Origin of the sequence: Kluyvera chengduensis, from assembly GCF_044197065.1 — a bacterium.
GTDB lineage: Bacteria > Pseudomonadota > Gammaproteobacteria > Enterobacterales > Enterobacteriaceae > Kluyvera > Kluyvera ascorbata_C.
The window spans coordinates 145,363-161,132 of the sequence record NZ_JBIQOI010000005.1; the positions used below are offsets into that span (position 1 = coordinate 145,363).

Sequence of the window (15,770 nt, forward strand, 5' to 3'; positions counted from 1 at the left end):
CCGGCTTTTTTGTGATTTTTACCCGATACCGTTTTAGACGAGCGCAAATGTACATTTAACTGGTAAATGTATCAGTGATCATGATCGCAAATGTAATAATCCACTTTCAGTGTGGGTTATTGCAGGTAATTTTCCTGTAATTGCAATGTATGCAGAAATTAATGGTCGCGAAGGCTACCATTCGCAGTATGTGTGGTAAATGGTGGAGGGGGTAAATACGATGTTTTCGCTGATAAAAATGATGAAAATGGCGTTTTTTAGCGCTTTATCATAACTATGGCTAATAATATGTGGTCGGATAACATACGCAAACGATTGGCTATGAATGAATAGACCGGGTTAAGCGGGTTATTTCGGAGAGAATTCCGGCGGAAAAGACCGCCGGAAGGGGAGTGAATTACGCTGAGGTCAGACTCAGGCGCAGATTTCGTAGCAGGGAATATAGGCAGAGCCAGGCAGTTTCATACGATGCTGGGCGACGAAGCCCTGCAGCAGTTCATCCATACGGCGCATCATTTCTTTATCACCGTGGATCTTATACGGCCCAAACTCTTCGATGGCGCGAATGCCTACTTCCTTCACGTTACCCGCCACGATGCCGGAGAAGGCGCGACGCAGGTCGGCGGCCAGCACTTCAACCGGCTGATCTGGATAGAGCTTCAGGCTAGCCATGTTTTCGTGCGATGGCTCGAACGGCATTTGCAGGTCTGGCGCAATGCGAATCGACCAGTTAAAGCTGTAGGCATCACCGGTATCACGACGGTTCTCTTTCACCAGCGGCATCGCTTTCTTCATCTGACGCGCCACTTCCACTTCATCATCAATGATGATTTTGTAATGACGGCGTGCGCCTTCGCCCAGCGTATGTACGACAAAATCGTCCAGCACGCGGAAGTAGTCGGCGCTCTCTTTCGGGCCGGTGAGGATAAGCGGCAGCACCTGGTCTTTGTTCGCCGGGTTCATCAGAATACCCAGCAGATACAGCAGCTCTTCCGCGGTACCGACGCCGCCTGGGAAGATGATTATCCCGTGGGCGATACGGACAAAGGCTTCCAGACGCTTTTCGATATCCGGCATGATGATCAGTTCGTTCACCAGCGGGTTAGGCGGCTCAGCGGCAATAATGGACGGCTCGGTCATACCGATAAAACGGCCTTCTTTGTAGCGCTGCTGCGCATGACCCACCGCGGCGCCTTTCATCGGCGCTTCCATTGCACCTGGACCACAGCCGGTACAGATGTTCAGCTCGCGTAGGCCAAGCTGGTTACCAACGCGGCGCGCGTACAGGTATTCGTTTTCATTAATGGAGTGACCGCCCCAGCACACCACCATGCTCGGTGCTTCGCCAACGTGCAGCGCGCGGGCGTTACGCAGAATCGAGAACACCAGGTTGGTAATGTGGGTTGAGCTTTCCAGATCGAGATTCGGGAAGCGGACGGTGTTATGAATTTGCCCGTAGACGAAAAGGATGTCGCGCAGCACGGCAAACAGGTTGGCCTGCAGCGAGCGGATGATACGCCCGTCAACAAAGGCATCTTCCGGCGGGTTAATCAGTTCCAGCTTCACGCCGCGCTCGCGGCGCAGCACGTTAATGTCGAAGCTTTCAAAACGGGACAGCAGCTCTTTGCTGTTATCGGTCAGGCTGCCTGAGTTCAGTACGGCCAAAGAACAGTTGCGGAACAATTGATACAGGTCGCTGCTGGCCGTGCGTTTAAGCATGTCAACTTCCAGCTGCGACAACATATCCATTGAGCCAAGCGGGCTAATATGTGTAATCAAGTGAACTCCTTACGGGACGAAAATCGTCTTCCTTGCTGATTACAATAGCCTCGCTGGCCCGTTTACTACAACCTCAGCGCAGAACAAAGCGCGCAAAATTGAGATTTTGTTAAGCTTACTGGCGTACGAGTCGGCCAATCGCGGGAACGAACTCGTCGTTTGAGCGCCACGGGTTGATATCCAGACCGCCGCGGCGGGTGTAGCGGGCGTATACGCTCAGGCTTTCCGGCGCGCAGAAACGCAGGATGTCATTGAAGATGCGCTCGACGCACTGCTCGTGGAATTCGTTGTGATGACGGAATGACACCAGATAGCGCAGCAACTTCTCGCGGTCGATTTGCGGACCACGGTATTGAATCTGGACTGAGCCCCAGTCAGGCTGGTGGGTGATGAGGCAGTTTGATTTCAGCAAATGGCTGACCAGTGTTTCCTGCACCACTTTCTGACCGGCTGCACCGTCGAGATAGTCGGCGTTAAACTCGTAGCTCTCAATCTCGATATCCTGATTATCAATGCAGCTACCGTGGAAGTGAGCAATAGGCTGACCTTCCAGCTCGTCAATACGATACAGCGCAACGGTCACGTCACCTTCGGCGCAGGCACACAGATCGCGTTCCAGCGTCTGCTGCACCGCTTCCCAGCTATCAAAGCGCGTCTGGTTGAAGCTGTTGAGGTACAGCTTGAAGCTTTTGGACTCCACCAGATTGACCGTCGCGTGGCTCAGCTCAACGTGACCAACGGCCACCTGCGGCAGCCCTTTAGCATTCAGCCAGGAGAGTTCATACAGCGTCCAGATATCTGCGCCGTGGAATGGCAGGGTATCGGCATGCAACCCGAGGGGGTCACGGTTTAAGCTGCGCGGTACGCCCTGTAGCAGGGAGGCGTCGTAGGTATCGCGATAATCTGTGGTTTTACCCAGGGTCAGGCCAGACAGCGCCTGATGGTTCTCATAAGAAGACATGTTTCACCGTTACAAAGCAGGTACACTATTGTTTCTAGTGTATCCTGGCTAACCTGAAGAGAGAAATTCGTGGATCAGCAGACCGCAGAAGCATTACACGCTTTTACCCAACGCTATTGCGATGCCTGGCAACGTGAGCACAACAGCCTGCCGCGCAGCGAGGAGCTATACGGCATTCCATCCCCGTGCCAGGTTTCGACGACCGATGATGAGGTGCTCTGGCAGCCGCAGCCGTTCGATGGCGAGCAAAATGTAAATGGCGTTGAACGCGCAATGGACATTGTGGTACAACAACCCATTCACACCTATTATACCACCCAGTACGCGGGTGATATGCGCGCAATGTTTATGGGAGAAACCCTGATGTTGCTGCAGGCGTGGAGCCCTGACGATTTTCGTCGCGTGCAGGAAAACCTGATTGGTCACCTGGTCACGCAAAAGCGCCTGAAGCTTTCGCCAACGCTCTTTATCGCGACGCTCGACAGCGAGCTAGACGTGATTTCCGTCTGCAATGTGACCGGCGAAGTCATCAAAGAGACGCTCGGCACCCGCAATCGCCTGCCTTTAGCGTCGTCCCTTGCGAGTTTCCTGACTCAACTTGAGCCTATCCTGTAAGACAGTTTGCCCATCACCTTGTGAGAGATCTCTTACACGCCTTGTGAGAGATCGCCAGAATGTAAGTAAGACACTCATCCTACTTGTTTATTCATTTCGTTTTATATCAATAAGATAAGTAAATCCTACATGCTTAATCCCTCATGTAAGCCTTAAGTGTTTGTCTCACAGGCACTTGTAAGACGGGGCGGAATAGCGGATTCTATCTACGTCGACAGGGAGTCGCACAATGAAGTGAACATTAGGATGATGGCACTTCATAGGACACACCGGGAAGGTGATTCAAGGAAAGGCTTCAGGACGAAGCAAAAGGACAACGCAGGAACGCGTTAAAGGACACCTCCAGGACGGAGAACGAGAGCCAGACAGGATATCTGGTGGATCAGGAAGATCAGGACACACTCAAGGATTGGGTGAAATCACATCGGGGTGGTGTGATGCAGGAAGCAACCGTTTATGGACGAACATGGTCAGGAGACCACAGGAAAAGTTGTCACGGACGAGCAGGGAGCACCAAAAGTAGCTGGATTGCTGCGAAACGAACCGGGAGCACTGTTTTTACAGTGCTCCCTTTTTTTGTTTCCCGCCAACTAGTGATATCCTGCGCCCGATTTTGTTTCCTCTGAGGTTTCCATGACACGCCACGACAACTTACGCTGCCAATTACTGCTTATTGAAAATCTGCTGCGCCAGCATGAACACTGGCAGGAGACGGCACCGCATGAGAGCGCATTTGCCAGCGACCAGCCGTTCTGTATGGATACGCTGGAGCCGCTAGAGTGGCTGCAATGGGTGTTGATTCCGCGCATGAACCAACTTCTCGACAGCGGTATGCCGCTGCCAACCGGTTTTGCTATCGCGCCATACTATGAAATGGCGCTGGATGCCGCACACCCGCTGCGCGCGATTATTCTGCCGCCGCTGGAACAGCTGGATGCCTTCTTCGTAAGTGAAACCCACTGATGCTGGAAATTATTTACCAGGATGAGTGGCTGGTGGCGGTCAACAAACCGTCCGGCTGGCTGGTACATCGCAGCTGGCTCGACCGTGATGAAAAAGTGGTGGTAATGCAAACGGTGCGCGACCAGATTGGCCAGCACGTTTTCACCGCCCATCGCCTTGACCGCCCAACCTCCGGCGTCCTGCTGATGGGGCTGTCCAGCGAAGCGGGCCGCCTGCTATCGCAGCAGTTTGAACAGCATCAGATGCAGAAGCGCTATCACGCCATTGTGCGTGGTTGGCTGACGGACGAGGCCGTTCTCGACTATCCGCTGGTGGAAGAGCTCGACAAAATTGCCGATAAGTTTGCCCGTGAAAATAAAGACCCGCAGCCAGCGGTGACCCATTATCGGGGTCTGGCGACGGTGGAAATGCCGGTGCCGACGGGCCGCTATCCGACCACCCGCTACGGGCTGGTAGAGCTGGAGCCGAAAACGGGCCGTAAGCACCAGCTACGCCGCCATTTGGCGCATCTTCGTCACCCGATTATCGGCGACAGCAAGCACGGCGACCTGCGCCAGAATCGCAGCGGTGCTGAGCATTTTGGCTGTAATCGTTTAATGCTTCACGCCAGCCAACTTTCGTTAACCCACCCGTTTACCGGCGAACCGCTGACGATTCGCGCCGGGCTGGACGATGTCTGGATGCAGGCTTTATCACATTTCGGCTGGCGCGGGCTTCTCCCTGAGAATGAAAGGGTTGAGTTTGCGACCGACTGCGGTCAGGATGAAGCTATCCAGAAGTAAACAGGGAGTTAAAGCATGGCTGAAGTAGGGATTTTTGTCGGCACCATGTACGGCAATTCGCTGTTGGTGGCGGAAGAAGCAGAAACCATTCTGAGCGGTCTTGGTCATAAAGCGACGGTGTTTGAAGACCCGATGGTCTCTGATTGGGAAAGCTACACCGGGAAGTACGTGCTGGTGGTGACTTCCACAACCGGGCAAGGCGATTTACCTGACAGTATCGTACCGTTGTTTAACGATCTGCAGGATATGTATCAGCCGCATCTGCGCTACGGCATTATTGCGCTGGGTGATAGTACCTATGCCAATTTCTGCGGCGGCGGTAAGCGGTTCGACGCGTTGCTGCAAGAACAAGGCGCGCAGCGCATTGGCGAGATGCTGATGATTGATGCGTCTGAAGACCCCGAGCCGGAGAGCATCTCGAATCCGTGGGTTGAGCAGTGGGCAACGCTGCTGAAATAAACGCGCTTCTAAAAGCACCGGTACGATATTGTCGTACCGGTCGCTATTTGTACATTCGCAATATCATCTAATAATATCCCCCTTTAAAATTGTGCATTTGCACGATGAGCTGCTGCTCGCCGCTTTCTATACTGCATTGAGTCATCCCATCTTATTGATAGTGAGATGCGTAATGTTTTGCGCGCCGTTCTCGCTATCGCCACTGTAAACAAGGATTGAACCATGTCGATTCACGCTTCCACGCCCGTAGTGACGTCCATGCAGGTTATCCCGGTTGCTGGCCACGACAGCATGCTGATGAATCTGAGCGGAGCGCATGCGCCGTTTTTTACCCGCAATATTGTGGTGATTCAGGATAACGCAGGGCACACGGGGGTTGGAGAGATCCCCGGCGGCGAGAAAATCCGTCTGACCCTCGAAGACGCCATTCCGCTGGTGGTGGGGAAAACCCTCGGCGAGTACAAAAACGTGCTGAACACCGTGCGCAACACCTTTGCCGACCGCGATGCGACTGGTCGTGGCCTGCAAACCTTTGACCTGCGTACCACGATTCACGTAGTGACCGGTATCGAAGCGGCGATGCTCGATCTGTTAGGTCAGCACCTGGGTGTCAACGTAGCGTCTCTGCTGGGCGATGGCCAGCAGCGTAGCGAAGTCGAGATGCTGGGCTACCTGTTCTTCATCGGCAACCGTAAAGCCACGCCGTTGCCGTATCAGAGCCAGCCGGATGAGAAATGCGACTGGTATCGTCTGCGTCATAATGAAGCCATGACCCCGGATGCGGTGGTGCGCCTGGCGGAAGCGGCGTATGAAAAGTACGGCTTCAACGACTTTAAGCTGAAGGGCGGCGTCCTGGCAGGGGAAGAAGAGGCGGAGTCTATTGTGGCGCTGGCTAAACGCTTCCCACAGGCGCGCGTGACGCTGGACCCCAACGGCGCGTGGTCGCTGAACGAAGCGATCCAGATCGGTAAATATCTGAAGGGATCGCTCGCCTACGCCGAAGATCCGTGTGGCGCTGAGCAGGGCTTCTCCGGTCGTGAAGTGATGGCGGAATTCCGCCGCGCTACCGGGCTGCCAACCGCTACCAATATGATTGCCACCGACTGGCGTCAGATGGGCCATACGCTGTCTCTGCAATCCGTTGATATCCCGCTGGCGGACCCGCACTTCTGGACCATGCAGGGCTCGGTGCGCGTGGCGCAGATGTGTCATGAGTTCGGCCTGACCTGGGGCTCTCATTCTAACAACCACTTCGATATTTCGCTGGCAATGTTCACCCACGTGGCCGCCGCCGCGCCGGGGAAAATTACCGCGATTGATACCCACTGGATTTGGCAGGAAGGTAATCAGCGCCTGACCAAAGAACCGTTTGAAATCAAAGGCGGTATGGTGCAGGTGCCAAACAAACCGGGTCTGGGCGTTGAGCTGGATATGGACCAGGTGATGAAGGCCAACGAACGGTACAAAAAGCACGGCCTTGGCGCGCGCGATGATGCAATGGGAATGCAGTATCTGATCCCAAACTGGACATTTGATAACAAACGTCCGTGCATGGTGCGCTAAGCTTACTGCCGACTTCGTTGGAGTCGGCAGTGTTCTGCGTATTTCGGTGCGCAGAACACTGCCGCAAACTCGCATAAGGACAGCCCATGAAGATTGTGATTGCCCCTGACTCATACAAGGAAAGCCTGAGCGCGCTGGAGGTTGCCTGTGCGATAGAGAACGGTTTTCGCGAGATTTTCCCTGATGCGCAGTACGTTAAGCTGCCGGTTGCCGACGGTGGCGAAGGCACCGTCGAAGCCATGGTCGCGGCAACGCAGGGGCGGGTTGTCGACGTAGAGGTCACAGGGCCTTTGGGCTCTCCGGTGCGGGGTTTCTACGGTATTTCCGGTGATAACCAATGCGCGTTTATTGAAATGGCGGCGGCAAGCGGTCTGGAGAGCGTACCTGCGGCTCAGCGTAATCCGCTGCAAACCACCTCGTGGGGGACCGGAGAGCTTATTCGTCACGCGCTGGAGTGCGGCGTGAGCCGTATCATCATTGGCCTTGGCGGTAGTGCGACCAACGACGGCGGTGCCGGTATGGTGCAGGCGCTAGGAGCCCGACTGCTGACGGCGAGCGGTGAGCCTATTGCGCCGGGCGGTGCGGGGCTGGCGACGCTGGCAACCATTGATATCAGCGAATTGGATAGCCGACTGTCGCGCTGCCAGATTGATGTCGCCTGCGATGTCACCAACCCTTTGACCGGCGAAGAGGGAGCCTCAGCGGTGTTTGGCCCGCAAAAGGGGGCGACGCCGGAGATGGTCGCGCTTCTGGACAGCGCACTGGCGCACTATGCGGCGTGTATTCAACGAGATTTAGGCCACGACGTGCTGACGCTTGAGGGCGGCGGCGCGGCGGGGGGAATGGGTGCTGCGTTGTATGCGTTCTGCGGCGCAGCGCTGCGTCCGGGAATTGAGATTGTCACCGAGGCGCTGCACCTTGATGCGCTGGTGGCGGATGCCCGTCTGGTGATTACCGGCGAAGGGCGCATGGATAGCCAGACGATTCATGGCAAAGTGCCGGTCGGCGTGGCGAAGGTGGCTAAGCGCTACTGTATTCCGGTGATTGGGATTGCGGGAAGCCTGACGCCGGACGTCGGCGTGGTACACCAGCACGGCATTGATGCGGTGTTCAGCGTGATGTATCGCATTTGCACGCTGGAAGAGGCGCTGTCGGAAGCGGGTGAGAACGTGAGGATGGCGGCGCGGAATATTGCCGCCGCCATTAAAATAGGGCAAGAACTGTAGGCCTGATGGCGGCATAAATGCCTTATCAGGCCTACGCGATCGTAGCCCGGCCAAGCGAAGCGCCGCCGGGACCTGCATCTACCCCAGCATCTTCCGGGTTTCCCGGGTCACATTATCCATCTCATCCAGCAGTTCCAGCAGCTCCGGCTCCAGCTCTTCAGCCGGCGTGCCGCCGCGCAGCTGGCTTTCAATCAACTGACAGAGATGCTTGAGACGTGGAACGCCGCTATAGCCGCAGCTACCGTGCAGTTTATGGATGGCATCGACCAGATTCTCCGGCTCCTCGCCCACCAGTTGCTCTTCCACTTTATTGCGCACCTCTGGCAGGAAGGCGACCAGCATCTGTAGCATTTCCCGCGCCAGGTCGGGTTTATAGGCCGCCTGACGCAGCGCCAGTTGCCAGTCTAACGTGGCATTCAGATCGACCGGCTGCTCAATCGGATCGGCGTTCACCGGGCGAGGCACTACATTGACGCCTGGCTTGTAGCGCAGCAGTAAATCATGCAGCCGGTTCTCTTCAATCGGCTTCGCCAGATAGTCGTTCATACCGGCGGTCAGCAGCTTTTCACGTTGCCCGGCAAGGGCGTGGGCGGTGACGGCAATCACTGGCGTTTGCTGCTGGTGCGGCAGTTGACGAATCAGCTCACAGGCGCGAATGCCGTCGATATCCGGCATCTGGATATCCATCAGAATCAGGTCAAACTTCATCTGCTTAGCGCACTCAACGGCCTGATGGCCGCTTTCGCACAGCTCAACGTGCTGAACCTGATCGTCAAGCAGCGCGCCAATCAGCTTCAGGTTGGCCGGGTTATCGTCCACCGCCATGACCGTCATCGGCAGGCGATGTTCGGTGTGCGGAACGGCAATCTGAGAAGAGGTGTTGAGGCTAAACTCCAGCAGCACCGGCATCAACCGGGTAATTGTCAGCGGCTTCAACAGGCAGGCCGATGCGCCGTCTTTCTTCAGCGCTTCGGCGTCTACCTGCGCGTGGCACGGCAACGCCAGCACCAGATGATCGGTCATATCCAGCGCGATGCCCAGTTTCTCGCGGTGAATGCTCAGATCGCGAACGGAAACCGGTACGGCAACCAGCAGAATATCGTAGAACTCAGCGGGCAACGCGGCGATGCTGACGGCGTAGACCACCTCCAGCGGCGTAGAGGCGAGCATATCCAGCGTGGCCTGTGCCGCAGCGGCGTTGGCTTCTACGTAGGCAATTCGCTTACCCTTCAGACTACTGGTATCCGGGCCATCGGCAATCACGTTCGGGTTCAGGTCGAGGTTGATGTTAAACCAGAAAGTGGACCCACGATTTGGCTGGCTGTGGAAGGAGATATCGCCGCCCATCTCGCGCACCAGTTTTTGTGTGATAACCAGCCCCAGCCCGGTCCCTCCGTGGCGGCGGGAGATGCTGGCATCCGCCTGACGGAAGGCCTGGAACAGACGTGACTGATCGCGCTCCGGAATACCAATCCCGGTATCGCGGATCTGCACTTCAATCTGCACCTTGTTATTGCTGACCGCGCGCTGCTCGACCAGCACGTCAATGTTACCGTTCTCGGTGAACTTGATGGCGTTACCCACCAGGTTGGTGATCACCTGCTGCAGACGCAGCGGGTCGCCGATAACGTTATCCGGCACGTCATTTTTAATATTGAGCGTCAACTCCAGCCCTTTATCGTGGGCCGAATGTGCCAACAGGGTGACCACTTCATCCAGCGAATTGCGCAGTGGGAAAGGAATGCTCTCCAGCAGCAGTTTGCCGGCTTCCAGCTTCGAGAAGTCGAGCACGTCGTTGATAATGGCCAGCAGGTTGTTGGCCGAACGCTCGATGGTATTGAGGTGGTCGCGCTGGGTCGGGTTGAGCTCGGTTTTGAGCGTCAGACGAGTAAAGCCAATCACGCCGTTAAGCGGCGTACGCAGCTCGTGCGACATGTTGGCGAGGAATTCAGACTTGATGCGCGCGGCTTCCTGCGCGCGCTTTTTCGCCAGATCCAGTTCAACGTTCTGGATTTCCATCTGCTCAAGCGTTTCGCGTAAATCCGAGGTCGCCTGGTCGACGTTGTGCTGCATCTCCTCGTGATAGGCGGCAAGCGACATCGCCATCGAGTTAATGCCGTTTTTCAGCATGTCCAGCTCGCCGAGCATAAAGCCTTCAACGCGGCTATCAAGCTGCCCTCGTCGGATACGGTCGACGGTATTGACCATGTTGCGAATCGGCCCCGTGACGTCCTGCATCAGCCGCCAGCCGAAGATGAGCGCAATGCCAATACAGAACAGCATCATCACGCTGGAGATAAAAATCTCTTTGTACTGCTGGAGCCGGACGGATTTGAGATCCAGCTCCAGCGCCACGTAGCCCAGCATGTTAATCGGCGTCTTGGCATCCGACTGCGGTGATTCATCCGGCGAATAGTGCTCGGAGATAATCGGCGTGCGCAAAATCATGATATCGCCATGCCGCGTGACGCTTAGCCTTCGGGGAAACGCCGTGCCGCGCGGGAGCTGCAGCTCGCTTGGGTCCAGCTGATAGTTGGAGGTGACGAACAGCTTGTTGTGTTCATCATAAACCGAAATGGCGCGCACAATATCGGAATGGCGGCGGTGCAGCACGCTAATCAATTGACCGATGGATTCGCGATTTTGCAAATTCATACCATATTCACTGGAGACGGCGAGCGGTTCAATAATGCTGGCACCGGCGTCTTCCAGTTGACGCTGCAGGTCGTTATAGCGGTGTACGACGAAGAAGATACTGAGCAGTAAACCGATAAGTACGGTCGGTGCCAGGATCAAAATCATCATTCTTGCACGCAGGCTGTAGTTGGTCATGGAGGTCCGTTGTGGGAGAATCAGAGCAATATATTTGATTGAGAAAAATCTCTACGATGGCGCAATTCTACTCTGCAAAACGGCGCGTGACGACGCGCCAGATCATAACCGTGACAGTCAGCAGTCTTGATCCCTTTGGGCAAGGTGTGGCGCGCCACAACGGTAAAGCATTATTCATCAATGGCTTATTGCCAGATGAAAGCGCGGAAGTGACCCTGGCGGAAGATAAAAAACAGTACGCGCGCGGGCAGGTAAAACGCCGTCTGACCACCAGTTCCGAGCGTGAAACGCCGCGTTGCCCACATTTTGGCGTCTGCGGCGGCTGCCAGCAGCAGCACGCGTCTGTTGCACTACAACAGCGCAGCAAGCGCGAGGCGCTTAGTCGGTTAATGAAGCACGATGTGGATGAGGTTATCTCGGGTGACGCCTGGGGATACCGCCGTCGCGCGCGGCTGAGCGTGAATTACCAGCCCAAAACCCAAAAGCTACAGATGGGTTTTCGTAAAGCGAATTCGAACGATATTGTCGAAGTGGTGCAATGCCCTGTTTTGGTGCCCAATCTTGAGGCGCTTCTGCCCGCTGTGCGGGAATGCCTGGCAAGCCTGAAGGGAAAACGCCAGCTCGGGCACGTTGAACTCGTTAGTGCCGACAACGGTCCACTGATGGTGCTGCGTCACACGGCGGCGCTCTCTGACGAAGATAAAGAAAAACTGGAACGCTTTTCGCATTCTTCCGGCGTAGCGCTTTATCTGGCGCCAGAAAGCGAGATACTTGAACGCGTTACCGGTGAAGAGCCCTGGTATTCGTCAGACGGGCTACGCTTAACCTTCAGCCCGCGCGATTTTATTCAGGTGAACGACGGCGTGAATCAGCAGATGGTTGCAACGGCGTTGTCGTGGCTTGATGTACAGTCAACCGACCGGGTGCTGGACCTGTTCTGCGGAATGGGGAACTTCACCCTGCCGCTGGCTGCCCGCGCACAAAGCGTTGTTGGCGTTGAAGGCGTCCCGGCGCTGGTGGCGAAAGGGCGCGAAAACGCCGCGCTAAATCAGCTGGAGAATGTCACCTTCTTCCACGAGAATCTGGAAGATGATGTAACACTTCAGGCATGGGCGAAACACGGTTTTGACAAAGTTTTACTCGATCCTGCCCGTGCTGGCGCACCGGGCGTGATGCAGCATGTTATAAAATTGGCGCCGACGCGGGTGGTGTATGTGTCCTGCAATCCGGCGACGCTGGCGCGCGATAGCGAGGCGTTGCTGAACGCGGGGTACCAAATTCAGCGTATGGCAATGCTTGATATGTTCCCGCACACTGGGCACCAGGAATCTATGGTGCTGTTTGAGCGTAGGTAATAACGGTGGCTTGTCGACTTCGACAGGCCGGTCCCTGAAAGGAGAGGACAATGGTTGCGGTAAGAAGTGCACATCTCAATAAAGCTGGTGAATTTGACCCACAGAAATGGATCGCAAGTCTGGGAATTTCCAGCCAGCAGTCGTGTGAACGCTTAGCCGAGACCTGGGATTATTGTCGCCGCCAAACCGTGGGACATGATGACGCCGAACTGATGCTGTGGCGCGGCGTGGAGATGGTCGAAATCCTCTCCACGCTGAGCATGGATAACGACACGCTGAGAGCCGCGCTGCTGTTTCCGTTAGTAGACGCTAACGTTGTCAGCGAAGAAGTGCTGAGCGAAAGCGCCGGTCAATCGGTCGTCACCCTGATTCACGGCGTGCGCGATATGGCGGCCATTCGCCAACTGAAAGCCACCCATACCGACGCGGTCTCATCCGAGCAGGTCGATAACGTCCGCCGCATGCTGCTAGCGATGGTGGATGACTTCCGCTGTGTGGTCATCAAGCTTGCCGAACGTATTGCTCACCTGCGCGAAGTGAAGGACGCGCCGGAAGACGAACGCGTGCTGGCAGCCAAAGAATGTACCAACATCTACGCGCCGCTCGCCAACCGCTTAGGTATCGGTCAGCTCAAATGGGAGCTGGAAGATTACTGCTTCCGCTATCTGCACCCGGCTGAATACAAGCGCATCGCGAAGCTGCTGCACGAGCGTCGTATTGACCGCGAACACTATATCTCTGATTTTGTTGGCCATCTGCGCAGCGAAATGAAGACCGAAGGCGTGAAGGCCGAAGTGTACGGTCGACCGAAACACATCTACAGCATCTGGCGCAAAATGCAGAAAAAACACCTCGCCTTTGACGAGCTGTTTGACGTGCGCGCCGTGCGTATCGTCGCGGAGCGTTTGCAGGATTGCTACGCCGCGCTGGGGATAGTGCACACTCACTATCGTCACCTGCCAGATGAGTTCGACGACTACGTCGCAAACCCGAAACCAAACGGCTACCAGTCCATCCATACGGTGGTATTAGGCCCGGGCGGCAAAACGGTTGAAATCCAGATTCGTACCAAGCAGATGCACGAAGACGCCGAGCTGGGCGTTGCCGCGCACTGGAAATACAAAGAAGGCCCAGGTGCGGCCAGCGGCCCACGCTCTGGCCACGAAGATCGCATCGCCTGGCTGCGTAAACTGATTGCGTGGCAGGAAGAGATGGCCGACTCCGGCGAAATGCTCGACGAAGTGCGCAGCCAGGTCTTCGACGACCGCGTGTATGTGTTTACGCCAAAAGGCGACGTGGTGGACCTCCCGGCAGGCTCCACGCCGCTGGACTTTGCCTATCACATTCACAGCGACGTCGGCCACCGCTGCATCGGCGCCAAGATTGGCGGGCGCATCGTGCCGTTCACCTATCAACTGCAGATGGGCGACCAGATTGAAATCATCACTCAGAAGCAGCCGAACCCGAGCCGCGACTGGCTGAACCCGAACCTCGGTTACGTGACAACCAGCCGTGGACGTTCGAAAATCCACGCCTGGTTCCGTAAACAGGACAAAGACAAGAACGTGCTGGCCGGCCGACAGATCCTCGACGACGAGCTGGAGCATCTGGGCATCAGCCTCAAGGAAGCCGAGAAGCACCTGCTGCCGCGCTACAACTTTAACGACGTGGAAGAGCTGCTGGCGGCCATTGGCGGCGGCGATATTCGCCTCAACCAGATGGTGAATTTCCTGCAGGCGCAGTTCAATAAGCCAAGCGCCGCCGAGCAGGACGCCGCCGCGCTGAAACAGCTTCAGCAGAAGACGTATACGCCGCAGAACCGCAGCAAAGACAACGGCCGGGTGGTGGTTGAAGGCGTCGGTAATCTGATGCATCACATCGCGCGCTGCTGCCAGCCTATCCCTGGCGACGAGATTGTCGGCTTTATCACCCAGGGGCGCGGGATTTCCGTGCACCGGGCGGACTGCGAACAGCTGGCGGAGCTGCAGTCGCATGCGCCGGAGCGTATCGTTGACGCCGTCTGGGGCGAAAGCTACTCGGCGGGCTACTCGCTGGTAGTACGCGTTCAGGCCAACGATCGCAGTGGTCTGCTGCGCGATATCACCACCATCCTCGCCAACGAGAAGGTGAACGTGCTGGGCGTGGCCAGCCGTAGCGACACCAAGCAGCAGATGGCGACTATCGACATGACCATCGAAATCTACAACCTGCAGGTGCTGGGCCGCGTGCTTGGCAAGCTGAACCAGGTACCGGATGTGATCGACGCTCGTCGACTGCACGGCGGTTAATTCGCTTGTAGGCCGGATGGCGGCATAAACGCCTTATCCGGCCTACCTATTTTTAAATTTCCAGGATCTCCACATGACTCAAATCGACCGACTGCTCGGCATCATGCAGCGCCTGCGCGACCCGGAAAACGGCTGTCCGTGGGATAAAGAGCAGACGTTTAGCTCCATTGCGCCCTACACGCTGGAAGAGACGTACGAAGTGCTCGACGCCATTGCGCGCGAAGACTTTGACGACCTGCGCGGCGAGCTGGGCGACCTGCTGTTCCAGGTGGTGTTTTACGCCCAGATGGCCCAGGAAGAGGGGCGCTTTGATTTCAACGATATTTGCGCCGCTATCAGCGACAAGCTGGAGCGCCGCCACCCGCACATTTTTGGCGACGCCAGTGCGGAAAACAGCCAGGAAGTGCTGACCCGCTGGGAGAAAATCAAAACTGCTGAACGGGCAGAGAAAGCGCAGCACTCGGCGCTGGACGATATTCCGCGCGCTTTCCCGGCGCTGATGCGGGCGCACAAAATCCAGAAACGCTGCTCGGCGGTAGGTTTTGACTGGACCACCCTTGGCCCGGTGCTGGACAAAGTCTATGAAGAGATCGACGAAGTCATGGATGAAGCCAGGCAGGCGGTGGTTGACGACGCTAAACTGGAAGAAGAGGTGGGCGACCTGTTGTTTGCCACCGTTAACCTGTCTCGCCATTTAGGGGTAAAAGCAGAGACCGCATTGCAGAAGGCGAACGAAAAATTTGAGCGCCGTTTCCGCGAAGTTGAGCGGATTGTCGCCGCGCGTGGCCTGGAAATGACCGGTGTGGATCTGGATGTGATGGAAGAAGTTTGGCAGCAGGTAAAACGGCAGGAATCTGATCTCTAAAGAATTTTTGTGGGAAAGGGCGAAAAGTGCGAAATCTTAAATGACAAGCGCTTGATTTGCGTCAAAAACTTTTACCCCAAAG

The 15,770-nt window shown here is 56.1% G+C and carries 12 protein-coding genes; 9 read left to right on the forward strand and 3 right to left on the reverse strand.

What is annotated here, in order from left to right:
- Nucleotides 1–414 precede the first annotated feature (414 nt).
- Both ppnN and queF read right to left on the reverse strand, forming a co-directional pair.
- Entirely contained in the window at nucleotides 415–1,779 is a 1,365-nt protein-coding gene (ppnN, locus tag ACH1XZ_RS14845) for a nucleotide 5'-monophosphate nucleosidase PpnN (protein WP_035892831.1), read from the reverse strand.
- Nucleotides 1,780–1,894: 115 nt separating this feature from the next.
- Nucleotides 1,895–2,740 carry an NADPH-dependent 7-cyano-7-deazaguanine reductase QueF gene (gene queF, locus ACH1XZ_RS14850; protein ID WP_395596167.1) on the reverse strand — a complete coding sequence of 282 codons (846 nt, stop codon included), beginning with the start codon at nucleotides 2,738–2,740 and terminating at the stop codon, nucleotides 1,895–1,897.
- Between the two features lie 69 nt (nucleotides 2,741–2,809).
- Here queF and syd point away from each other — a divergent pair, with 69 nt between their 5' ends.
- The 6 genes from syd (at nucleotide 2,810) to ACH1XZ_RS14880 (ending at nucleotide 8,348) form a co-directional block, all read left to right on the forward strand.
- A complete protein-coding gene (gene syd / locus ACH1XZ_RS14855) occupies nucleotides 2,810–3,355 on the forward strand; it encodes a SecY-interacting protein (RefSeq protein ID WP_202217270.1) in 546 nt (181 codons plus the stop codon).
- A gap of 633 nt (nucleotides 3,356–3,988) precedes the next feature.
- Nucleotides 3,989–4,318, forward strand: a complete 330-nt coding sequence (locus ACH1XZ_RS14860; RefSeq protein WP_395596168.1) for a YqcC family protein — start codon at nucleotides 3,989–3,991, stop codon at nucleotides 4,316–4,318.
- Nucleotides 4,318–5,100, forward strand: coding sequence for a tRNA pseudouridine(65) synthase TruC (gene truC / locus ACH1XZ_RS14865; protein WP_395596169.1), 783 nt, complete (start codon nucleotides 4,318–4,320; stop codon nucleotides 5,098–5,100). Before ACH1XZ_RS14860 ends, truC begins: the two co-directional genes overlap by 1 nt.
- A gap of 15 nt (nucleotides 5,101–5,115) precedes the next feature.
- Complete coding sequence (locus tag ACH1XZ_RS14870; protein WP_395596170.1) at nucleotides 5,116–5,559, forward strand: flavodoxin; 444 nt, start codon at nucleotides 5,116–5,118, stop codon at nucleotides 5,557–5,559.
- A 222-nt stretch (nucleotides 5,560–5,781) separates the two neighbouring features.
- Complete coding sequence (gudD, locus tag ACH1XZ_RS14875; RefSeq protein ID WP_395596171.1) at nucleotides 5,782–7,122, forward strand: glucarate dehydratase; 1,341 nt, start codon at nucleotides 5,782–5,784, stop codon at nucleotides 7,120–7,122.
- An 86-nt stretch (nucleotides 7,123–7,208) separates the two neighbouring features.
- The gene (locus ACH1XZ_RS14880; protein ID WP_395596172.1) at nucleotides 7,209–8,348 is read left to right on the forward strand and encodes a glycerate kinase; all 1,140 of its coding nucleotides are present in this window, start codon (nucleotides 7,209–7,211) and stop codon (nucleotides 8,346–8,348) included.
- 78 nt (nucleotides 8,349–8,426) lie between these two features.
- On the opposite strand, the gene barA is transcribed toward ACH1XZ_RS14880, so the two are convergent.
- Nucleotides 8,427–11,180, reverse strand: coding sequence for a two-component sensor histidine kinase BarA (gene barA / locus ACH1XZ_RS14885; RefSeq protein ID WP_395596173.1), 2,754 nt, complete (start codon nucleotides 11,178–11,180; stop codon nucleotides 8,427–8,429).
- A 56-nt stretch (nucleotides 11,181–11,236) separates the two neighbouring features.
- Between barA and rlmD the strand changes: the two genes are divergently transcribed.
- The 3 genes from rlmD (at nucleotide 11,237) to mazG (ending at nucleotide 15,688) form a co-directional block, all read left to right on the forward strand.
- Nucleotides 11,237–12,535 carry a 23S rRNA (uracil(1939)-C(5))-methyltransferase RlmD gene (rlmD, locus tag ACH1XZ_RS14890; RefSeq protein ID WP_395596174.1) on the forward strand — a complete coding sequence of 433 codons (1,299 nt, stop codon included), beginning with the start codon at nucleotides 11,237–11,239 and terminating at the stop codon, nucleotides 12,533–12,535.
- 50 nt (nucleotides 12,536–12,585) lie between these two features.
- Complete coding sequence (gene relA / locus ACH1XZ_RS14895; protein ID WP_395596175.1) at nucleotides 12,586–14,823, forward strand: GTP diphosphokinase; 2,238 nt, start codon at nucleotides 12,586–12,588, stop codon at nucleotides 14,821–14,823.
- A gap of 73 nt (nucleotides 14,824–14,896) precedes the next feature.
- Nucleotides 14,897–15,688 (forward strand): nucleoside triphosphate pyrophosphohydrolase, encoded by a 792-nt coding sequence (gene mazG, locus ACH1XZ_RS14900; RefSeq protein WP_395596176.1) that lies wholly within the window; start codon nucleotides 14,897–14,899, stop codon nucleotides 15,686–15,688.
- Nucleotides 15,689–15,770 lie beyond the last annotated feature (82 nt).